Below are 20,278 nucleotides of genomic sequence, written 5' to 3' on the forward strand. Positions count from 1 at the left end.
CCATAAGCCTAATTCAGAGGAATGTGGTACTGTGAACATCGCGTTTTATTACGACTCTTCATTTGACTGGAACGACAGCGATTTGGAAGCGAAGGGAGTTGGCGGGTCCCAACTGGCATTGATCCGAATTACTCGCGGGCTTGCAAAGCGCCATGATGTGACCGTGTACAACAGTACCACCAGGGAAGGCGTCTTCCACAACGTAAAATATCTACATTACGCTTCCTTGGACACCAGCCGGCGATGGGACGTCTTCATCGCGTTTCGCTGCGCGCTGCCTGCTCCCGGGATACGTGCAAAGTGCAGCATTCATTGGTGCATCGATTCCGGGGACAACACGGTAGAAAAGGATCTGCCGCTACTTGACAAGATCATCACCATTAGTCCATTTCATACGAAAATGATTCGCAACATATTTCATATCGACCCGGGCAAAATATACGAAGCCCGTCTGGGTATAGAAGCGGAAGAGTACCAACATACCCTACCAAAAATCAAGAACAAGCTCATCTTCTGTTCGGCCCCGGAACGAGGGCTTCAACATGTACCCGAGATCTTTTCCAGAATCAAAACAAAAATCCCCGACGCATCGCTAGTCATTACAATGGATTACAGCCTCTGGGGCTTCGAGCCGGGAATCGAAAAGTACCGAAGCTTATTCGATGGCTTGGACGGTGTCACTTACCTGGGGAAAATTACCCGCCAGCAGCTCATACAGGAGCAAAAATCAAGCATGGTCCATATTTACCCGTGCGACGGACCTTATGAAATGTTTTGTTTGGCTTCCATGGAATGTCAAGCAGCTGGGACGCCAACCGTTGCGACCGGTCAGGGAGCGCTCGTCTCGACAATCCAAAACGGCGTGACAGGACGTCTGATTTACTCTTTGCCCGATCACGATCCCTACTTTTACGATTCGTTCGCCAATGCTGTCAGCGAACTTCTGCAAAATCCCGCAGCCCTGGAAAAAATGAGCACGGAAGCGAGGAATCGGGCGCTCTCTCGGTTTTCTTACGATGGTTTGGTTACGGAGCTGGAGAGAAGGTTTGAAGAATGGTGCAATTGATTGACTTTGTGATAAGACCCGAGCGTTCCCGCATCTTCCCACCAACCGGTTAATATATCAAAGGAAACGTCACCAGTAGAAACGAAGTACTGATTGACATCGGATATTTCAAGCTCGCCCCTCAATGAAGGAGCCAATCCGGCAATCACATCAAACACTTCCGGTCTGTACATGTAGATTCCGGTGATTGCGAAATTCGATTTTGGTGAAACAGGCTTTTCTTCAATTTTGAGAATGTTTGGCCCTTCCAGGTGAGCAATTCCAAACCGGGAGGGATTATCCACCTCTTTCAGAAGGAGATGCGCTTTTTTTCTACCGGCCAAAAAACGTTGAACATAAGGCGATAGCTCCGCTTCGAACATGTTGTCTCCCAAGAGCGCGATACAAGAAGAGGTACCAACGAAATCACTGGCTAATGATAATGCTTCGGCGATCCCGCCCGCTCTCTCTTGCGGGCGATAGGTCAAGCTGACGCCGAAATCCTTGCCGCCGCCCAAGAGCCGAGCAAATTGGCCGATATCTTCCCTTCCGGTAACGATCAAGATATTTGTGATACCCGCTTGCCTTAGCTTTACGATTGGATAATAGATCATGGGAAAGGGACCGACCGGCAGAAGGTGTTTGTTGCAAACATCCGTCAGAGGATACAGTCTGGTACCTTTTCCGCCTGCCAGAATAACGCCTTTCATCGGTTTACTCCTCCTTGCTCGCGTCAAACGAAGATCGCTTCCTCGGCCTTCTGCATGATTAACCAACCGTCATTACGTGAAATTGTCGATACAAAAGAGTCACACTCTCACTCCCAACAAAAAAGAAAGCTTGCTTCTTGTTTGTTCCTCTGCATATTTTCTTTCAGCATATTAAACGTTGGCCCCATCGGAAACGGCTCTTGTCATTTTCCGGCATAAATAACAGACGCCCCTCCGCGCTTGCCGGAGAGGCTTCCTGCTTTATCGCTCCTGATTGCTTTCGATGAAGGCGTCCAAAAGCCTGCGAGCTTCCTCATCGGAATACTGGATGGGGGGATGTTTCATCGTATAGGCGGCGACAGATGTCAATGCCCCTGATATCCCTCTGTCAATCGCAAGCTTGCAGCAGCGAATAATATCGATGACTACACCTGCGCTGTTTGGAGAGTCCTCAACGGAGAGCTTGAGATCAAGGCTGATTTTGCTTTCGCCAAACTGGGTGCCCTCCATGCAGATATAGCAAACCTTATTGTCTTGCAGCCATGTTATATAGTCGCTTGGACCAATGTAAATATCCTCGTCATCAAGCGGGGTGTCCAATTGGGACTGGACAGCTTCCGTTTTTGACACTCTTTTCATTGCTACTCTATCCCGATTCAACATATTTAAAAAGTCAGTGTTTCCTGCAATATTTATTTGATACGTATGATCGATCCGGACACCCCTCTCCGTAAAGAGCCTCGTCAAAATGCGATGAATGATTGTAGCTCCTACCTGGGATTTGATATCGTCTCCAACGATTGGAAGGTCGGCTTTTTCAAATCTGTCCACCCAAACCGGGTCCGAGCCGATAAATACAGGAATACAGTTGATAAAGGCGACACCCGCTTCCAGTGCGGATTCCGCATAAAACGCAGTAGCCTCTGTACTCCCTACGGGCAGGAAGTTGATCAGCATCTCTGCGCCGCTCGTTCTGAGCTCCTCGGCTACATCGCATTCCGGTTCGCCTGCCGCAAGGAAGCGTTTTTCGCTCGGATGCGACTGCATATGCTGCGGTACCCCATCCAAGAGATGTCCCATCTTTACAAGCACAGGAGATGCTTCTATTTGATGAACAAACTTCTTCGTACAGTTTGGAGGTGCGAAAATGGCTTCATGCAGAGGTTTCCCGACCTTGCGGCTGTCGATGTCAAAAGCGGCTACAACCTCGATATCACTGGGGCGATATCCTCCAATAAGAGGATGGATCAACCCAACGCTGTCTTCACTTTTCCCGTCTTTGTAATACGCGATTCCCTGCAGCAGAGCGGAGGCACAGTTTCCAACCCCGACGATCGCTACTTTTATACGCGACACATACATTCCTCCCTTATTCCCACGCCGATCGGTTCTCCGTATACAAGCAGACTGATGACCAGTTACAGTTTATGCAATCCCCAATTATTGAGTGAAGCGCATCGGATTGCTCATCATACTTGAATAAAATGCCAGTGTTTTACATATAGTATGAGTGCCAGAACATCATCGAAGGACATACCTGCCAACCGGGAAATCATGGTTTCAATGCTCCATAGCCTCGAATAATCTGGAGGTGTTACCTTTTGTATTCAAAAAGAAATCAGGAGCCTGTGGTGGAAGAGGAAACGTCCATCTGGACATGCAGCAAGGATGGCTGTACCTGCTGGATGAGAGAAAATCTGACCTTTGAAAAAGAACCAACCTGCCCAATCTGCAGTTCCTCGATGTTGAGAGATACGAGGATGCTTCCTCCGCTTACGTGGAACGTTTTCAGATAGGTACAGAAAAAGGCCTGCCCTTCAAGGTAGGCCTTTTGCCAGTGAACATTTGCCTGTTCGTGCAATGGAGAAGTTACACAATCGTGAAGCCTCCTTGACCGTAAATGAAAGGGAAGTTGCCGGCCTCTTACTCCTTCGCGGAACGCAGCAGCATTTGCGGCAGATGATGGATGGGATGATCGAGAATAATGGGTCTGATCCCGTAAACTTCTTGGATCAAATCCTCGCGAAGCAGCTCGCTGGGCTTTCCCACCCCGATCTGCCTGCCGTTATCCAGCAGGAGAATCCGGTCGCAGTAGAGCGAGGCCAGATTCAGATCATGCAGAACAGCTATCACTGTCGCCTCCTCTGCCCTCTGCCATCGATGAACGGTATCCATCAGCTGGATTTGATAGCCGATATCCAGGAACGTGGTCGGTTCATCCAACAGCAGCAGCCTTGGCTCTTGAGCCATCACCTTCGCCAGCCCGACCCGCTGCTTTTCCCCACCGCTCAATTTTTCCAATGTCCGCTGCTGCAAATCTGTCAATCCGAGCGTCTGCAAAATGTCATCAATCAGCGAGGCTGAATCCCCCCGCTCGGTCCCGAGCCAGCTTTGGTAAGGAAACCTCCCCATTTCCACGACTTCTCTCACACTGAACCCGATTGAGGGCAAGGGCTCCTGCTGCAGGACAGCAAGCCACGTAGCCAATTCTTTGCGGTGATGCTTGTCGGCCAGCTTCCCCCTTAGCCAGATTTGCCCGCGATCCGCGGCTTCCGCTGCTGACAAAAGCTTGAGAAGGGTAGACTTCCCGCTGCCGTTCGGACCGATGATCCCGAAGAACTCGCCCTGCTTTACGTCAAAGCAGATGTCCTTTAGCACAAGCTGGCTGTTGTAAGACTTCCACACATCAAGGACGCGAATCATGCTTCTTGCCCCTTTCCGGCACGCTGTTTTTTTCGCAACAAATACGCAAAGAAAGGAGTGCCCAAAAACGCCGTCACTACGCCAAGCGGTATTTCTGTCGGGCTGAGCAGGGTGCGGGCAAGGGTATCCGCCCACAGCACGTAGATTCCCCCGTAGAGGGCTGACATCGGAAGCAGCAGGCGGTAGTCGGGCCCGGCCATCAGTCTCACGAGATGCGGGACGACCAGCCCGACAAATCCGATCACCCCCGATACGGATACAGCTACAGCCGTCAGCAAGGTGGACACCGAGAGAACGGCGAGCTTCGTCTGATCGACCTGTACACCGAGATGAACGGCCTGCCGCTCGCCCAAAGCAAACAGATTCAATGTCCGGCCATATCCCAGCAGAATCATGAGCCCGAGAAACAGACAGGGAAGCAGCACCAATGAGAAGGACCACCCGCGGAAAGCCAGACTGCCCATCAGCCAAAACACGATCTCATTGACCACCCGGTCAGACAGAGAGACGAGAAAAGAGACGATCGAACCGAGAAAGGCTTGGGCGACGACACCCGACAAGATCAACGTTTCAATATGTATTTTCCCCTGGGAATTGGCCAGCCTGATCACCAGCCACAAGCTGATCAGACCAGTCGCAAAAGCGGCAAGCGGAATCGACCACTGACCGAGCAAAGCGAACTGAAACCCAAACAGAATCAGCAAAGCCGCACCTACCGCCGAACCGGATGCGACCCCCAGCGTATACGGATCAGCCAACGGATTGCGCAAAATTCCTTGAAAGCCCGCCCCTGCCAAAGACAGACAAGCACCCACCAGTACAGCCAGCAGGACGCGGGGAAAGCGAACCTTCATGACGATTTGCTCGGCAGACTCCGGCCATTGCACAGGCACAACAGTCCCGATCCCTGGCAGCTTGTGCAGCAAAATACTCCAGACCTGTGCGAGCGGGAGTTCCGCCGAGCCCAGTGAAAGACTCATGCCGACAGACAGAAAGAGGAGCAGTACACCTGCTCCTCCAAACAACAGGAAGCGTGCTTTCATGTTACTTCAACCGCTCCGGATAAATCGCTTTGGCTATCTCGTACAATCCTTGTGTAATGCGCGGGCCTGGCCGGGACAGGATATTGTGATCCAAACCGATGACCTGGTTGTCCCGGATCGCTTTGATTTTGTCCCAGCCGCTTCTTTTCCGAATGATTTGGTCCAACGTCTCGCCTGTCTTTTCATCCGTGAATCCTTGCGCAAACAAGATCACGTCCGGATCTTCCTTCACGATTTTTTCTTCGCTGATCGGGTTCCAGCCCTTGGTGTCGGAGGCGATGTTGACGCCTCCCGCCATCGTGATCAGCTCGTCCAGAAACTCGCCCTTGCCGACTGTCCAGCCTGCCGAAAACTCCAAGTATACCTTTTTCTTTTCTTCCGGCTTCAGGTCCTTGACAGCTTCCGTTACCTTGCTGATGTCATTCTTCATTTGCGCGACCAGTTCCTCAGCCTGTGCTTGCCGGTCCGTAATTTGCCCGAGCAGCAAAATATTGTCCATGACATCCTGCACCATTTTGGGACGCATGGTAATCACCGTGAGGTCCAGGGCGCGCAATTTCGTGACGACATCCTCTTTCATGGAGATGCCGCCAACCACCAGATCGGGATTTTGCGCCAGGATCGCTTCTTCGTTCGGCGAGAGAACCCCGCCCACCTTTGGCTTCGCTTTCGCTTCCTCAGGGTAGTCGTCATAATCGGAAACGGCGACCACTTTATCGCCGAGACCAAGCGCGAACAGCATTTCCGTCTCGGCTGGCGAGGCGGAGACAATCCGCTCCGGCGCCTTGGCAAACGTCAGCACATGACCAGTTGAATCGGTTATCGTCAACGGATAGCTCGTCGCTTTTGCGCTCTTCGGCCCTGTACTAGGAGAAGGTGTTTGTTGCTCAGGTGCTTGTTCGGTTTGTTTCGCCGGTTGGCTGCCCTGCCCGCATCCGGCAAGGCTGATCGCCACAATCAGTGAGAACAGCAGAAACATGCAGCGTTTCATCAGAATCTTCCCTTCTTTCAAATCATGCGAGGGTCACTCGACTCTTGTTTGTATGACGAAGCCCGAATGCGGCGAAAAAACCTTTGCCGCCAATAAAAAATCGGACATTTCACATTCAGGCGCCTATCATTATATCACTGCAAACCGGAAAAAAGAAGCGCGCCCCTGCCCATCTGGCAGCCAAGGACACGCTTCCGGCTATTTAACCGAAACGGCGAGCATACTCATCTCGCTCTCAGCTTCGCATAGGTGACACCGCTGGCTTGATATCGCAGTATATCTTCGAGCAGCTCCGCCAAGTATGCGCCTGCCTCGATCGGCGGCGTCCCTCCCCGATGTATGTTGGAAATCACCGTCCGGTCGGATTCCACGGTGCGGGCATCCGGCTGGTAGATCATGTAGGCGCTGAGGCTTTCAGCGGTAGCAAGTCCCGGTCTTTCGCCAATCAGCGAAATGACTGCCTTGCACTTCACGATAGTGGCGATGTGATCCTGTACCCAGACACGTCCGCGTTTGACGAAGACGGGTTTTCCCACGGAAATATTGCGCAAGGCCAAGCCTTGCAGCAGGGCGGGAAGCAAATCCGGAATATTCGCCTCGATCGCCGAAGTGCTAAGGCCATCGGAGATGACGATTTGCACGTCCACTCCTTTATCGCCGTTTTGCTCCAGCCAGCGCGCCGATTCGTCGGACAGCCTGCGCCCCGAATCGAGGTTCATGAGGTAATCCTGCATATCCACGGATTTCGTCCGCAGGATAGGCAGCCCCAGCTCATTCAGAAACTCTTCGCTGATATCTTTCGTCACCGCATCCCGAGCTGCCGCCTGATCGATCCGGAACTGCAGGTAGCTTCGCGTTTTCATCCTCGTTCCTGAACGGCCGATCCCGATCCGCGCAGGCGTCCTGCCCATCGCTCTCTCCAGGGCTTCCCGGTTTTTCGGCTCCTCTACGCCGCATTCCTTTTCCTCTGGAAAGAAAACGGTGTCGCTCGCGTCCCCGCTCTGGTGCCGCGTATCTGTTTTCGCCGGGCGTAAAGGTGTCTGTTTCGCCAATTCAACCAGCACCCGCTCGACCAGCTCGTCAAAATTCACTTGCTTCACGTCTCTTCGCCTCCCGTCCATTTAGTCAAAGATGCTCAAATCACCGGCATATTCAGTCAACCTGCCGTCCTCCATGATGCCCATTTTCTCCAGCCACTGCTCAAATTCGCGCAAGGGACGCAGACCGAGCATTTCCCGCAGGCTCGCGTCGTCGTGATAGCTCGTATCCTGATAGCTCAGCATCACGTCGTCTCCCCCCGGCAGTCCCATGTAAAAATTGGCCCCGGCCAAAGCGGTCAGGATGCCGGCAATTTCCTGGTCATTCTGGTCCGCATGCATATGATTGGTATAGGTGGGCGCGATTCCCATCGGCAGGCCGTGCAGCTTGCCCATGAACAGGTCTTCGAGATCCGCCCGGATCATCTGCCTTCCGTCGTACAAGGTCTCGGGACCGATAAATCCGGAGACATTGTTGACCATAAACGGCTTCCAGTGTCTGCAAAAGCCGTACGTACGCGATTCCAGCGTCTGCATATCGACCCCTTCGTGAGAATCGAGCGAGACTTCCGAGCCCTGCCCTGTCTCGAAATACATCACATTGGGGCCGGTCGCCATGCCGTGCCGGAGCATCAGCTCCATGGCTTCGTCCAAAATTTCCCTGGAGACGCCAAATGCCTCATTTGCCTTTTGCGAACCTGCCAGGCTTTGAAACATCAGCGAGATTGGCGCTCCGTTGCGGAGTGCCTGCATCTGCGTGGTGATGTGGGCGAGCACGCAATTTTGCGTCGGGATTTGCCAGCGTTGAATGAATTCATGCGACATGACGAGCAGCTTGGCAACGCTTTCAACTGAATCGTTGTTCGGATTGATTCCGATGACAGCATCCCCCGAGCCGTAGGACAGTCCTTCTTTGATGGATGCGAGGATGCCTTCCGGGTCGTCGATCGGATGGTTGGGCTGACAGCGAAAGGCCAAGCGCCCGGGTTCCCCGATCAAGGTGTTGCAGTAGGCTTGGTGCCGCATTTTTTGCGAGGCGAGGACCAGGTCGATGCTGGACATCAGCTTGGCTACTGCCGATATCATCTCGCTTGTAAGGCCGCGGCTAAGCCGGGTCAGCTCTGGCATGCGCGCTTTTCGCGACAATATGTAGTCGCGCAGCTCCCCAACGGTCCAATGCTTGATTTCATTGTAAACAGACATGTTCAGGTCGTCGTAGATGACACGTGTGACCTCATCCTCTTCATAGGCGATGACGGGATGCTCGTAGATGTCGGACAGAGTCATTTCGCTAAGCACCACCTTGGCCGCCATTCTCTCCAGGGCCGACTCGGCGGCGATTTTGCTCATCTGATCACCAGACTTCTCCTCGCTTGCTTTCGCCAGGACCTCTTTTACAGATGAAAAGCGATAATGCTGTTTCCGGATCACGCAAGACAACTTCATTCCTCATTCCTCCCTTGCTTACTGCCAAGCGGTCTTGACCATTGGAATGGACAAAAGAAAAAACGCCTTGATTGCGGGACAACACGCAGCTGTCCCCGCTCAAAGCGCCGTCGCTTTTTCATGTATGCACTTTTTACGGCAAGGATGCGCCGTCTCTCGCCTCCGCCTTCCGGTGACGATCAATCACCATCTCTACTGCCGGCAACAGCTCCTCCTCGGATACAGGCTTGACCAGATAAGCGCAAACACCGGCTGTTTCTGCCTCTACGAGCATTTCTCTTTGGCTGTAGGCTGTTAGAAGCAGAACAGCCGAATTTGACGTGTCGCGAATGATTCTCGTCGCCTTCAGGCCGTCCATGATCGGCATTTTCACGTCCATAATGATGAGATTGGGCTTCCACTTTTGCGTCAATTCGATCGCTTCTTTCCCGTTTCTGCCTTCCGCCACAACGTCATAGCCTACTTCCTGAAGCATTTCCCGAATGTCCATCCGGGTAATCGGCTCATCGTCGACGACCAGTATTTTGTAGCGTTGACGCAATTCTCCTCCCCCTTTTCCTGAGATGGATGTGGCTGCCCATTGTCCGTCTGCTGAGCGTGGCCTGGACGCCATTGTCCGGCCGCGTTTTGCAAACAGAAGTTGCTCCCATTGCTTCCGTGATTCAATCGAGCAAGAAGTACCGATAAATATTTGGAATAATCATATTATACCGATTATTTTTGTCATCCGCCAGTCCCAATGTCCGCTTCGCAAAACATAGGGGCCGACGGCGTTATCCTTTCTTTTAGCACTTTGTACACATCGCTATACAGTACTTACTGCTCCATTCATTTCGGGAGAGATGCTCCTCGTTCTCATTAGTTTACAAAATATAATTATGGTAAACAAATTAAAATTAAACTATTCAGAATGAGGCGAGCATCTTTTGTCGTGGCGTACTTGCCCTTTTCTGCCCTGTAAAAAAAAGACAACGGAGGATTTCATGCTTTGCCCTTCCGCTGCCTGTCATTCTGATTAACCGCAATCGCTTGATTTTTGTATACTTACGTAAACAATAGCTCGCATGATTTTTTATCGTTTCCTGACCGCGAATTTGGCGCTTGCCTTCACCTCAGCCTGCTCGTTGGCCGCCTGGGCTTCGCATTGCCACGCGTCGGCAGTCTCACCCACTACCTTTCCGGTGATGACAATCCGCTCTCCTGGCCGTGTCATCGCCCGAAACCGAGTCGAGAAGCGGAGCAGGTTTTCGGCGCCGCACCAAATTCCGATCGCGTGACCGATAAATCCCTTGATCATCATTCCATGGGCGATTACCCCATCCAAGCCGACCTCTTCGGCATAGGGAACGACGGTATGGATCGGATTAAAGTCGCCGGAAGCCCCCGCGTACCGCACAAGCTGCGTATGAGTAATTTCTCCCTTTTCCAAAGGCGGAAATTCAAAGCCGATTTGCATACAGTTTCCCTCCGCTCACGATCTTTCAATAATGGTCGATCGGCTGATCAAAACCAGCTCTCCATGCTGATTTTCGTACTTGCTCTCAACGACGACAAAATTCATGCCGGCCTTGGCATAGACGTCGATGACTTCGCCGTAGCACGTGATCTGATCGCCTACGGCAATGGCTCCTACGTACTCGTACTCCTGTCCGGCGTGCAGCACCTTTGCCATGTTCAATTGCAGAGCTTCCTCCAGCGGGGTTTTGCTTCCCCAAAAATCAATAACTGTCGCAAATGTCGGCGGAACCCTCTTGCCTGACAAGCAATCGGGATCAGTTTCGCCCAATGCCTGTGCAAACTCCCGTATCTTTCCCGCTTCAATCGCGAAGCTGAACGGTTCCAGCCGCATCCCTTTCCGGGTTTCATTCATGTCCATACCCTCTCTTTACGCTCAAGTCGCTATGGCTGCAATGTTTCTGCCGGCCATTTATTTCTTAAAAAAGGATTCGACTCATTTTGTTATTCAACCTTCTCCCCCTTTTTCCAGACGCTTTTGTCGCCTTGGGAAACCGTCAACTCGCCCAATTCCACGCGATCAGAGAGCGATTGGTAATCTCCGGTCCTTCTCAGAATCGCCCGGATCCGGGCCACGAGCTCGCGAGGGCTGAAAGGCTTCACCAGGTAATCATCGGCCCCCAGCTCCAGACCGGCGATCCGGTCCGGCTCTCCGCTCTTAGCCGTAAGCATCAAAATTGGGACCCGCGATTCCCGGCGAATTCTCCCGCACACCTCCTCTCCGCTTATATCCGGCAGCATCAAATCCAAAACCACCAGATCGATTCCGGTGGAATGTGTCCACTCCAGCACCTCTGTTCCCGACGCCGCAGTGACGACATGATAGCCCTCCTTTTGCAAATAGGAAGAGAGAATTTCCACGATTTGCGGTTCATCATCCACGATCAGAATCGTTGACATGCAAGCTCAGCTCCGGTCCTTCAAAAATAGAAAAAGATCCCAGGACACACCTGGGACATATCATTTAATGCGCTTTATTGCCAACAGTCGGGTCCTGGACGAACTTCTGATGTCCCTCGTACAGGACGGAGTTGACCATACCGGCCGCGGCGTGATGCAGGTCATGGCAGTGGAACATCCATTCCCCCGGGTTATCCGCTTCAAACGCCACGACGTAGCTCTCGCCAGGCTTGAGGTTGAGCGTATCTTTCATCAGGGGAGCGCCGGCAAGCGCTTTTCCGTCTTTGCTCAACACCTGGAAGAAATGGCCATGCAGATGCATCGGGTGATCGGATGAGCCTTTGTTTACCATGGTGACTTTCACTTTGTCCCCTTTTTTGACGTGGAACGGCTTGATATCCGGGTATGTCTCCCCATTAATCGTAAAGACCGGGTCTATTCCGTCTTTCCCCATTTTTTCGCCCAGGTCCATCCGGTATTCCTGATCGTATTTCATGTCGAGGGTAAACGCCCCTTTGTCGACATTCCCATAGGCTGTCAAATCGATGGGTGCCGCCTCGCCTTTGGTGACGCTTTTTCCCTCTGTGCCAGCTCCTTGTACGTTTACGGGGATGAGCATTCCTTTGGCTGCCTCCGTCTTGCTATGGCACTCGATGACCCAGTCCGTATCTTCTTCAGCCGCAAACTCGATGTCATAGCGTTCGCCCGGGGCGATCGTAAACGGCTGATCCTGAATCAATGCCGGATTCTTGATCGGTTGACCGTCTGCACTGACAATTTTGTACGCCTGTCCATGCAAGTGAAGCGTGTGGCTTTGGAAACCCGCATTGACGAAGCGGAGGCGCACACGCTCTCCCTTCGCTGCCTCGATCGGTTCGATGGCATCCCCTGTTTTTCCGTTTACCGTAAACGTCGTGTACATCGCCTGCATCATCTGGTCGTGCATAGCTCCCGGCGGCATTTGCGCTGATCTGTGGTCCATGTCAGGCATGTTCATGCTTCCGTGGTTTCCGTGGTCCATTTCCCCCATATTCATGCCTTCATGCCCGGTTGAGCCGGTATTCCACTCATCGAGAACCAATGTGTAGTCCCGTTGAATGTCAGCCTGATCCGGCTCCTCTACGACAAGCGTTCCGTAAAGACCGAGATCCTCCTGCTTGGCGCTGTCCTGATGGGAGTGGTACCAATACGTTCCGGGAACGGTAGCTGGAAATTCATACGTAAACGTCTCCCCAGGCCGAACCGCATTTTGCGTCGTCCCCGGGATTCCGTCCATATTGTTCGGAACGGGATAGCCGTGCCAGTGAATCGTCGTTGGCGCCTTCAATTCGTTTTTCAGCTTGACGCGGATCACCTCGCCCACCTTCGCCCGGATTTGGCTGCCTGGAACAACGCCGTTATACGTCCATGCCGGTACTTTTTTATCGGCGGACAGCGCCCATTCCGCTTCCTTGGCTACCAGTTCAAATCTGCGGACGGTTTGTCCATTTTCCTGCAATATTTCAGGCTTTGCCATGTATTGCGCATGTGCTTTTGTATCGCCGGCCGCTCCGTAGAAAAAAGCGCCTACCGCAGCCATCGCCGCAATCCCGGCACTGGCTGCACCGATGAACACCTTCTTTTTCATGGACCTGCCTCCTCTGGTTTGTTCTACGGTGCCAGCGTATCAAAAACTCGTGAAGAAATTATGGAGACTGCTTTTTTTCTGTCCATCGAAACAGCAGAAAAACAGATGCTGCAAGTAGGACAGCGATGATCAAACGATATTTGTTTTCCGAGAAAAATACGAGATCGTGGCCGATAAAGGTTTCCATGACTAACGACGGCGTTTTTCCGATCACGGTGGCGAGAAAGAAATCGGCAAACGCGATCGGGGAGAACGCCGCCCCGACGTTGACCACCCCGGAGGGGAGCAAGGGATTGACTCTAAGCAGGATCAGCGCCAGCAATCTACGCCCCCGCGACATGTCCGAAATCCTTTTTAACCAGCGTGCTTCGCGAACCTTTTGCAGCTTGTCCGAACGGGAAATGCCCCAGCGGTACAAAACAAACGATACGGCCGCTCCAAGGATTTCTCCCGCAAGCGAGATCAAGAAACCTCCCCATAAGCCAAACACGACAGCATTTGCCGCCGACAGGAACAATGAGGGCAAAACACCGGCCACGCTGATCAGCACATTAATAAGCAAGCTGGCGATGACAGCGAATACTCCCCACGAACGAATCCAATCCGCCGTGGTTACGACCAAGTCCGACCAGTCCACGAATGCAGTCCTCCTCTTTTTAGCTTGGACAAATCATCAACGATCTATCTGGCAAATCCAAAATAACCCAATATCGTCACAATCTCTCCGTTCATCTTTCTCCTGATCTTTTATGCTGAAATCAGAGTACCAGAAACCGCTCGCGACAAGCTCCCAATTTGCCGCCCTATTCGCCTCTCACGGGTTCCAAGGCCTTGGCCCTGGCTTACTTTCAATGCGACGACCTCCCTGACGATATTCGCAATATCCCGTTGGAATACGGACAAAAAGCGGTTCGCTGGCTCAAACGGCACCCTTCTGTATCCGGGCAGCGGGTAGGCGTTTTCGGCCGTTCCAAGGGAGCGGAATTGGCATTGGTGCTCGGTTCTTCTTTCTCTGACATTTCGTTTGTCATCGCATCTAGCCCAAGCTCTGCCGTTGCGATCGGAACCTCGACTGTCTCCGCCGAATCGAAGCAGTTTGTCCCGCAGTCGTCTTGGTCGTATCGCTGCGTCCCCCTGCCTTTTGTTCCCTGGACGGAGGCCCAGTGCCGTGAAGCCGAAAAACGGCTGGAGAATCTTCAGCGAATCGACGACATTCACGCCGCCAGCTTGCAGAACAAAGCGGCAACAGCGAAAGCGACGACTCCCGTGGAAAACATCCGGGGCCCGATCCTGTTGATCGGCTCGGGCGACGATCACTGGTGGCCGTCTGATTTGCACTGCCGACGGATCAAGGAACGACTGGCAGGCCACAATTTTGCGCACGAATGCCTCCATCTTTCTTACGAAAAAAGCGGCCACGGGATTCGTTTTCCCTACATTCCCACGACCAGAACCAGATTGAATGGCGGGACCCCTGCCGGACATTGCAAAATTGTCAGCCTACATAATAAACCCTCCGCACGATTTCATGCGGAGGGCGACGATCGATTGCTGTCATCTCACCTGTCAAGGATGAAACGCTACATGCAATTGCGTTTTGATGCCTGCAGCCGATTTTGTTTAGCGGCCTCTATGTTGCGGTCAAAAACGTAGACGGTGATGGCCCAGTCAGCATCCATGTTGATATCACTGAAGAGGGTGATCAGCTTAGCCCCTACCAGATTTTCGAGCTTCTCGACAACCTCAGCCCTTTTGTAGATTTCTTTCACCATCTTGGTCCGGGTCTCCTGTATCATTTTTCTGCCCTCGTCGGAGTCGATCATCCATTTTTCTACCTCGGTCAGATTGCCTTTCATCTCGATAATCGCCCATGACCCGACAAATCTCGTCCGGATTTTTTCCGGACCATTTCCGACGTATTGCTTGCGAATCTCACGGACAAGCCTGCTGAATTGATGCTCGACCTGATTGGACACAGATATTTCACCACACTCTAGTCTTTTAATCCTTGGCCCATACCCTTCAAGAGGTTCATGCCAAACGCGACGGCGCGGTTGATGTCAGGGTCCTGCAGCGCCTTGATCAGGTCGAAAATCCCGACCTTTTCTTCCTGGCGCAGCCCTTCTTCCGCTTTTTTCAAGCCCTTTGCCAGGCTTCCCGCCAGCTTTTTGGTCATCTCGGGCTCGATCTCCGTGAGCGTTTCAGCGACTGCCATGGCGTTGTTGATCGCATTGGTCACTTGCGGACGAACCAGCTGGCCAACAGCGATCTTGGCTACCTCTTCCTTTGCTTCCACGAGGGAAACGACTGCACCGAGAATGCCGCTCTGATGGAGCTCCTGCAGCAGCTTGATCGTCTCGCGAATGCCGTCGGCGTTTAGAGCCGTGTCGCTTAACACCTGCTCCAACGCTTTGGAGCGCTTCTCTTCTTCGGTCAGCACGGGTTGAACGATCTTGGTCGTCGGCTTCGCCATTATTTCACCCCTCCTGGCTGGTTCACTTCTGCGATCGGCGCGTAATCGCCTCTCGCCCATTTGCGTTCCACCTGTACGCCCAGCTGCGGATTTCGCTTCGCGTAGCGCGGGTTATACAGCGGCAGCGGGTTCTTTCCGGTCGCCTCGAGGATTTCCATGCGGACCTTCGTCTGTTTGTAAGCCGGAGTTTGGGTGCGAACGTCTACGGCATTTCCGGTCAGTACGTTGATCGCATTTTCGTGGCTGACCGAGTTCATCGGAACGTACAGCTCTTTTCCCTGGACGCGGTCTGTCACGACGGCGCGCAGCTTGATCGCTCCATATGGAGAAACCAGGCGGACGAGCGTGCCATCCTGTACGCCCCGTTCCTTGGCGAGCGCCGGCGGCACCTCTACGAACACGTCCGGCACCTTGTATTGAATCCCTTTTGACTTGTTGGTCATATTGCCCTCATGGAAATGCTCCAACAGGCGGCCATTGTTGACGATCAGGTCAAATTCTGCCGGATACTCGACCGGCGGAACGTAATCGACCAGCGAGAAGCGGGCGCGTCCGTCCGGGAAGTTGAAGCGTTCCAAATACAGGAGCGGCTCGTCCGTGCCATCCGGCTGAACCGGCCAGACCAGACTGTTCCATCCTTCCAGGCGCTTGTAGGAAACGCCGGAGAATACCGGGCTCAGCGCGGCAATCTCGTCCATGATCTCGCTTGGATGCTGGTAGCCCCAATTGAAGCCCATGCGAGCGGCAACCTCGGTGAGGATTTGCCAGTCCGGCTTGGAGCCCTCCAGCGGCTCGAATACTTTGTACAAGCGCTGAATACGGCGCTCTGTATTGACAAAGGTACCGTCCTTTTCCAGAGAAGGCGCGGCAGGCAGGATGACATCGGCGAACTGGGCTGTCTTGGTGAAGAAGACGTCCTGGACGACGAAAAATTTCAGCTGGCTGAGCATCTCTTGCACATGATTGGCGTTGGAGTCGATCCAGGCCATGTCCTCGCCCATCAGGTACATCGCTTTCAGCTCGCCTCTGCCGACAGCCTCCAGCATCTGAATGTTGGTATAGCCGGGCTTCGGTGAAATCGATACGCCGTATGCCTGTTCGAACTTCTGGCGAATGCTGTCATCCGCAATGCTCTGATAGCCCGGGAACCAGTTGGGCAAGGAGCCCATGTCGCAAGCACCCTGTACGTTGTTGTGGCCGCGCAGCGGGTATGCGCCTGCGCCCGGACGTCCAAAGTTTCCGGTGACGAGCAGCAGATTCGAAATCGCCGCGGAGGTATGCGAGCCGCCGACGTTCTGCGTCACACCCATCCCCCACAGGACGCACGTTCCGTCCGCTTCGTGAATCATCGTCGCTGCCTGGATCATCTGTTCGCGCGGAATGCCGGTGATTTCCTCGGCGTACTCCAGCGTGTATTTTTCCAGTAGCGCCATGAATTCTTCGAAGTGGTTGGTGCGCGCCTTGATAAAGGCTTCGTCGTGCCAGCCCTGGTCGATGATGTACTTCGCTACGGCGGAAAGCCAGACGAAATCCGTTCCCTGGCGAGGATGGATGTACAGATCGGAACGTTCCGCCATTTCGTGCTTGCGCAAATCGGAAACAATCAGCTTTTGGCCGAACAGCTTTTTGGCGCGTTTCACACGAGTCGCAAGAACCGGATGGCCCTCGGTCGGGTTGGCCCCGACGATGATCACCAAACCTGCCGAAGCGATGTCCTTGATTGTGCCGGAGTCGGCGCCAAAGCCCACGGTCGACATCAAGCCGTCAGAAGCGGGCGACTGGCAATAACGCGAGCAGTTGTCCACGTTGTTCGTTTCAAATACTTGCCGTGCCAGCTTTTGCATCAGGTACGCTTCCTCGTTTGTCGTCTTGGACGAGCTGACAAATCCAAGCGCATTGCCGCCGTACTGTTTTTTCATCGCGGACAATCTCTCTGTCATGTAGCTGAGGGCTTCGTCCCAGGTTGCCGGCACGAATTCATCTCCTCTGCGAATGAGCGGAGTGGTCAGGCGCTGATCGCTGTTCACGAAATCCCAGCCGAACTTGCCTTTGACGCAAGTTGACACGCTGTTTACCGGGGCATTTTCCGAAGGCTCGATCTTCAGAATTTTGCGATCCCGCGTCCATACCTCGAACGAGCAGCCTACACCGCAGAACGTACAGACGGTCTTCGTCTTTTTCGTCCGCGTATCGCGCAAGGCCGCCTCGATTTCGGAAACGGCCAAAATGCTGCTGTATCCCGGCTCTACTTCCTTTACGAGGTCGATCATCGGAGTCAGGAGCTCCTGATCCATCGAGGTCATGAAGCCGGCTTCGCCGAGCATCGACTTTTCCATCAGGGCATTGCACGGGCAAACCGTTACGCACTGACCGCAGGAGACGCACGACGAGTTGTTGATGGAGCGATCGTCGTCCCAGATTACGCGAGGCATTTCCCGCTCCCAATCAATCGTCAGGGTTTCGTTCACCTGCAAATCCTGGCAGACCTCGACACAGCGGCCGCACAGAATGCACTGGTTCGGATCATACCGGTAAAACGGATGGGACATGTCGACTTCGTAGCCTTTTTCCCTAAACGGACGGCTTTGATGCTCCACCTCAAGCAGCGCGGTCGTATTGTGCACCCGGCAATTGCCGTTGTTGTTGTCGCATACGGTACAGTACAGCATGTGGTTTTCCAGTACGCGATCCATCGCTTCCTTCTGGGCTGCTCTCGCCTTTTCGGAAGCACTCAGAATATTCATGCCTTCCGATACAGTAGTCGAGCAGGCGCGCATGATTTTGCCGTCAATCTCGCACATACAGGTATCGCAGGTTTGAATCGGCCCGAGAACTGGCGAATAGCAGATGTGCGGATGCTCGATTTCCTGCTTGAGCATGTAGTCCAGAATGCGCGTGCCTTCTGCCGCTTCGTGTTCTACCCCATTTAATTGAAAACGCACTTTTTTCTGTTCCATGGTTCCTCCTCTGTGCCAAAAACGATCAAAACGATTTTACAAGACCTGGTTATCAACCGCAAAAAACCCACCATAAACCAACCTGTACAAACAACGTTTGCGCAAGTCGCTTTATGGTGGGTTAACACTTAGCATTTTTCATACCAGTTATCAATCCAACCATTTCGTTCGCGGAAGCCAGAATGTGCCAGGAATCTCATTCCCGCAGCATCGATGCACTTCCCTTTCCCATTATAATCAAACAGGTGGATTTTGCAAGAGAAAACCCTTTCATAGTACGGGCCCAGCCGGCGCGTTTTGCACAATGGTCTTGCAAAGCCGCCCAATCCGGTCGATAGCGTGAAAGGAAAATGGCAGGAAGCGGCGAATAGTCCTACTAGAGAGGCTTTGGAAAGGAAGGATGCTTCAGATGGATTGCATTTTCTGCAAAATCGTACAGGGAGAACTCCCTGCCAAAAAGGTTTACGAAGACGAACATGTGGTTGCTTTCCACGATATCAACCCGATCGCTCCCGTACACGTTCTTGCCATCCCCAAAAAGCACATCACGTCTCTTTTGGACATTCAGCCGGAGGATAAGGAATTGATCGGTCACCTGCACCTGTCTTTGCAAAAGGTGGCGGAAGAAACAGGCGTAAAGGAATCCGGCTTCCGCGTGATTACGAACACGGGCCAGCACGGGCAGCAAACCGTTTTTCACATCCATTACCACTTGATTGGCGGCCGTCAGCTTGAGTGGAATATGTAAAAAAGCCAACGCCAGCGTCACGGTGTAGACGCGGCGTTGGCTTTTTACGCTTGCCCGCTGCTTTGTTCCAGCCTGGCGATATGCTCGGCGATCAGCTTTCCGTGATGCCGGCCGTTTTCAATAAAAATCGCATTGGCGTGCTCGCCGGAGGCAATGACACCGGCGATATACAGACCGTCTACATCCGTTTCCATCGTATCGGAATTATGCGCCGGCTCCCCCGTCTGCGGATTGGTCGACGCTCCCAGCGAACGGAGCATCCCGCGGTCAGGCCGGTAGCCGATCAGGGAAAAGACAAAATCGTTTTCGATCACGATTTCCTCCTCTCCTGCCACTACCACCAGATTGCGCTCGGTGATCTCCTTTACATGGGCGGAGTAGATCACTTGTATGCGGCCTTTGGCTGCCAGGCTTTCAAAAACCGGTCTTGTCCACGCCTTTACACGCTCAGACAGCTGGGGCTTGCGGCAAATTACAGTCACCTTGGCACCGGCACGTTCAAGCTCCATGGCGGCATCGACCGCGGAGTTATTGCCGCCAATGACCGCCACCTTCATTCCTGCATACGGATGCGCTTCCGTAAAAAAGGAGCTGACCTTCTCCAAGTCCTGACCCGGTATGTTTAGCTTGTTCGGATTGTCAAAGTACCCTGTCGCCACGATCAGGTAGCGGCAAGCATAGGTGTGTATTGCCTGAAAACGGTCTACAGACTGCACGGTAAAGCCGTTTTCCGCTTTTTCCACATGCGTGACCGTCTCATAGCTGTTGATCCGCAGCTGATTGCGGGCCGCCACCAGACGGTAGTATTGGAGGGCTTCCGCCCGTGTCGGTTTTTCGTTCGGCGTAGAAAACGGAATCTCTCCGATCTCGAGAAGCTCCGGCGTACTGTGAAAAATCATGTAGGTCGGATAGCGGTAAATCGAGTTGACCAGCGTTCCCTTTTCGATGACAAGCGGGTCGATTCCCCGTCTCTTCAGTTCTACGGCGGCAGCAAGACCGCACGGCCCCGCTCCGATGATGATTGCCTTTTCCATGATTCCAGTCCATCCTCCCATGTCTGTTTTCTCTCTATATATCTGCATA

The 20,278-nt window shown here is 53.1% G+C and carries 21 protein-coding genes; 4 read left to right on the top strand and 17 right to left on the bottom strand.

From position 1 onward, the window contains the following. Positions 1 to 31: 31 nt before the first annotated feature. Positions 32 to 1,066 carry a glycosyltransferase family 4 protein gene (locus Q3F21_RS07580; RefSeq protein ID WP_340250933.1) on the top strand — a complete coding sequence of 345 codons (1,035 nt, stop codon included), beginning with the start codon at positions 32 to 34 and terminating at the stop codon, positions 1,064 to 1,066. Here Q3F21_RS07580 and Q3F21_RS07585 read toward each other — a convergent pair. Together Q3F21_RS07585 and Q3F21_RS07590 are read right to left on the bottom strand one after the other, a co-directional pair. Beyond that, on the bottom strand, positions 1,012 to 1,755 hold the full coding sequence (locus Q3F21_RS07585) for a sugar phosphate nucleotidyltransferase (protein ID WP_340250934.1): 744 nt from the start codon (positions 1,753 to 1,755) through the stop codon (positions 1,012 to 1,014). The two genes, Q3F21_RS07580 and Q3F21_RS07585, sit on opposite strands and share 55 nt — an antisense overlap. Before the next feature lie 261 nt (positions 1,756 to 2,016). Then, a complete protein-coding gene (locus Q3F21_RS07590) occupies positions 2,017 to 3,117 on the bottom strand; it encodes an inositol-3-phosphate synthase (RefSeq protein ID WP_340250936.1) in 1,101 nt (366 codons plus the stop codon). Positions 3,118 to 3,356: 239 nt separating this feature from the next. Between Q3F21_RS07590 and Q3F21_RS07595 the strand changes: the two genes are divergently transcribed. Then, on the top strand, positions 3,357 to 3,551 hold the full coding sequence (locus Q3F21_RS07595) for a cold-shock protein (RefSeq protein ID WP_340250937.1): 195 nt from the start codon (positions 3,357 to 3,359) through the stop codon (positions 3,549 to 3,551). Between the two features lie 127 nt (positions 3,552 to 3,678). On the opposite strand, the gene Q3F21_RS07600 is transcribed toward Q3F21_RS07595, so the two are convergent. From Q3F21_RS07600 to Q3F21_RS07650, 11 genes are all read right to left on the bottom strand, one after another. After that, complete coding sequence (locus Q3F21_RS07600; RefSeq protein ID WP_340250938.1) at positions 3,679 to 4,458, bottom strand: ABC transporter ATP-binding protein; 780 nt, start codon at positions 4,456 to 4,458, stop codon at positions 3,679 to 3,681. After that, a complete protein-coding gene (locus Q3F21_RS07605) occupies positions 4,455 to 5,501 on the bottom strand; it encodes a FecCD family ABC transporter permease (protein ID WP_340250939.1) in 1,047 nt (348 codons plus the stop codon). Before Q3F21_RS07605 ends, Q3F21_RS07600 begins: the two co-directional genes overlap by 4 nt. 1 nt (position 5,502) lies before the next feature. Continuing rightward, positions 5,503 to 6,492: a helical backbone metal receptor gene (locus tag Q3F21_RS07610; RefSeq protein ID WP_340250940.1), complete on the bottom strand. Its 990-nt coding sequence runs from the start codon at positions 6,490 to 6,492 to the stop codon at positions 5,503 to 5,505. Positions 6,493 to 6,716: 224 nt separating this feature from the next. After that, positions 6,717 to 7,592 carry an ethanolamine ammonia-lyase subunit EutC gene (gene eutC / locus Q3F21_RS07615; protein WP_340250941.1) on the bottom strand — a complete coding sequence of 292 codons (876 nt, stop codon included), beginning with the start codon at positions 7,590 to 7,592 and terminating at the stop codon, positions 6,717 to 6,719. Between the two features lie 21 nt (positions 7,593 to 7,613). After that, the gene (locus Q3F21_RS07620) at positions 7,614 to 8,975 is read right to left on the bottom strand and encodes an ethanolamine ammonia-lyase subunit EutB (RefSeq protein WP_340250942.1); all 1,362 of its coding nucleotides are present in this window, start codon (positions 8,973 to 8,975) and stop codon (positions 7,614 to 7,616) included. A gap of 133 nt (positions 8,976 to 9,108) precedes the next feature. Continuing rightward, complete coding sequence (locus tag Q3F21_RS07625) at positions 9,109 to 9,516, bottom strand: response regulator (RefSeq protein WP_340250943.1); 408 nt, start codon at positions 9,514 to 9,516, stop codon at positions 9,109 to 9,111. A gap of 531 nt (positions 9,517 to 10,047) precedes the next feature. Next, a complete protein-coding gene (locus Q3F21_RS07630) occupies positions 10,048 to 10,431 on the bottom strand; it encodes a MaoC/PaaZ C-terminal domain-containing protein (protein WP_340250944.1) in 384 nt (127 codons plus the stop codon). Positions 10,432 to 10,446: 15 nt separating this feature from the next. Then, positions 10,447 to 10,845, bottom strand: coding sequence for an FAS1-like dehydratase domain-containing protein (locus tag Q3F21_RS07635; RefSeq protein WP_340250945.1), 399 nt, complete (start codon positions 10,843 to 10,845; stop codon positions 10,447 to 10,449). Between the two features lie 89 nt (positions 10,846 to 10,934). Continuing rightward, positions 10,935 to 11,390 carry a response regulator transcription factor gene (locus Q3F21_RS07640; RefSeq protein ID WP_340250946.1) on the bottom strand — a complete coding sequence of 152 codons (456 nt, stop codon included), beginning with the start codon at positions 11,388 to 11,390 and terminating at the stop codon, positions 10,935 to 10,937. Positions 11,391 to 11,454: 64 nt separating this feature from the next. Further along, on the bottom strand, positions 11,455 to 13,017 hold the full coding sequence (locus tag Q3F21_RS07645; protein WP_340250947.1) for a multicopper oxidase family protein: 1,563 nt from the start codon (positions 13,015 to 13,017) through the stop codon (positions 11,455 to 11,457). Between the two features lie 58 nt (positions 13,018 to 13,075). Further along, a complete protein-coding gene (locus tag Q3F21_RS07650) occupies positions 13,076 to 13,654 on the bottom strand; it encodes a TVP38/TMEM64 family protein (protein ID WP_340250949.1) in 579 nt (192 codons plus the stop codon). A 194-nt stretch (positions 13,655 to 13,848) separates the two neighbouring features. Here Q3F21_RS07650 and Q3F21_RS07655 point away from each other — a divergent pair, with 194 nt between their 5' ends. Further along, positions 13,849 to 14,670, top strand: a complete 822-nt coding sequence (locus Q3F21_RS07655; RefSeq protein ID WP_340250951.1) for an acyl-CoA thioester hydrolase/BAAT C-terminal domain-containing protein — start codon at positions 13,849 to 13,851, stop codon at positions 14,668 to 14,670. Here Q3F21_RS07655 and Q3F21_RS07660 read toward each other — a convergent pair. The 3 genes from Q3F21_RS07660 to fdhF are packed head-to-tail and all read right to left on the bottom strand — an operon-like array spanning position 14,598 to position 18,447. Continuing rightward, positions 14,598 to 14,993 carry a DUF2294 domain-containing protein gene (locus Q3F21_RS07660; RefSeq protein ID WP_340250953.1) on the bottom strand — a complete coding sequence of 132 codons (396 nt, stop codon included), beginning with the start codon at positions 14,991 to 14,993 and terminating at the stop codon, positions 14,598 to 14,600. The two genes, Q3F21_RS07655 and Q3F21_RS07660, sit on opposite strands and share 73 nt — an antisense overlap. 17 nt (positions 14,994 to 15,010) lie before the next feature. Then, on the bottom strand, positions 15,011 to 15,490 hold the full coding sequence (locus tag Q3F21_RS07665; RefSeq protein ID WP_340250955.1) for a DUF1641 domain-containing protein: 480 nt from the start codon (positions 15,488 to 15,490) through the stop codon (positions 15,011 to 15,013). Beyond that, entirely contained in the window at positions 15,490 to 18,447 is a 2,958-nt protein-coding gene (gene fdhF, locus Q3F21_RS07670; protein WP_340250957.1) for a formate dehydrogenase subunit alpha, read from the bottom strand. The genes Q3F21_RS07665 and fdhF overlap by 1 nt, the downstream gene beginning before the upstream one ends. Before the next feature lie 409 nt (positions 18,448 to 18,856). Between fdhF and Q3F21_RS07675 the strand changes: the two genes are divergently transcribed. After that, entirely contained in the window at positions 18,857 to 19,195 is a 339-nt protein-coding gene (locus tag Q3F21_RS07675; RefSeq protein WP_340250959.1) for a histidine triad nucleotide-binding protein, read from the top strand. 44 nt (positions 19,196 to 19,239) lie between these two features. On the opposite strand, the gene Q3F21_RS07680 is transcribed toward Q3F21_RS07675, so the two are convergent. After that, positions 19,240 to 20,229 carry a YpdA family putative bacillithiol disulfide reductase gene (locus Q3F21_RS07680; protein ID WP_340250961.1) on the bottom strand — a complete coding sequence of 330 codons (990 nt, stop codon included), beginning with the start codon at positions 20,227 to 20,229 and terminating at the stop codon, positions 19,240 to 19,242. Positions 20,230 to 20,278 lie beyond the last annotated feature (49 nt).

The organism is Brevibacillus borstelensis (assembly GCF_037834415.1).
Taxonomy (GTDB): Bacteria; Bacillota; Bacilli; order Brevibacillales; family Brevibacillaceae; genus Brevibacillus; species Brevibacillus borstelensis_A.

What these genes read in the sequence shown, in the direction of transcription:
- Q3F21_RS07585 (WP_340250934.1), bottom strand. Translation starts at nt 1,755, where the DNA reads ATGAAAGGCGTTATTCTGGCAGGCGGAAAAGGTACCAGACTGTATCCT.
- Q3F21_RS07590 (WP_340250936.1), bottom strand. Translation starts at nt 3,117, where the DNA reads ATGTATGTGTCGCGTATAAAAGTAGCGATCGTCGGGGTTGGAAACTGT.
- Q3F21_RS07600 (WP_340250938.1), bottom strand. Translation starts at nt 4,458, where the DNA reads ATGATTCGCGTCCTTGATGTGTGGAAGTCTTACAACAGCCAGCTTGTG.
- Q3F21_RS07605 (WP_340250939.1), bottom strand. Translation starts at nt 5,501, where the DNA reads ATGAAAGCACGCTTCCTGTTGTTTGGAGGAGCAGGTGTACTGCTCCTC.
- Q3F21_RS07610 (WP_340250940.1), bottom strand. Translation starts at nt 6,492, where the DNA reads ATGAAACGCTGCATGTTTCTGCTGTTCTCACTGATTGTGGCGATCAGC.
- Q3F21_RS07620 (WP_340250942.1), bottom strand. Translation starts at nt 8,975, where the DNA reads ATGAAGTTGTCTTGCGTGATCCGGAAACAGCATTATCGCTTTTCATCT.
- Q3F21_RS07630 (WP_340250944.1), bottom strand. Translation starts at nt 10,431, where the DNA reads ATGCAAATCGGCTTTGAATTTCCGCCTTTGGAAAAGGGAGAAATTACT.
- Q3F21_RS07635 (WP_340250945.1), bottom strand. Translation starts at nt 10,845, where the DNA reads ATGAATGAAACCCGGAAAGGGATGCGGCTGGAACCGTTCAGCTTCGCG.
- Q3F21_RS07640 (WP_340250946.1), bottom strand. Translation starts at nt 11,390, where the DNA reads ATGTCAACGATTCTGATCGTGGATGATGAACCGCAAATCGTGGAAATT.
- Q3F21_RS07645 (WP_340250947.1), bottom strand. Translation starts at nt 13,017, where the DNA reads ATGAAAAAGAAGGTGTTCATCGGTGCAGCCAGTGCCGGGATTGCGGCG.
- Q3F21_RS07665 (WP_340250955.1), bottom strand. Translation starts at nt 15,490, where the DNA reads ATGGCGAAGCCGACGACCAAGATCGTTCAACCCGTGCTGACCGAAGAA.
- fdhF (WP_340250957.1), bottom strand. Translation starts at nt 18,447, where the DNA reads ATGGAACAGAAAAAAGTGCGTTTTCAATTAAATGGGGTAGAACACGAA.
- Q3F21_RS07675 (WP_340250959.1), top strand. Translation starts at nt 18,857, where the DNA reads ATGGATTGCATTTTCTGCAAAATCGTACAGGGAGAACTCCCTGCCAAA.
- Q3F21_RS07680 (WP_340250961.1), bottom strand. Translation starts at nt 20,229, where the DNA reads ATGGAAAAGGCAATCATCATCGGAGCGGGGCCGTGCGGTCTTGCTGCC.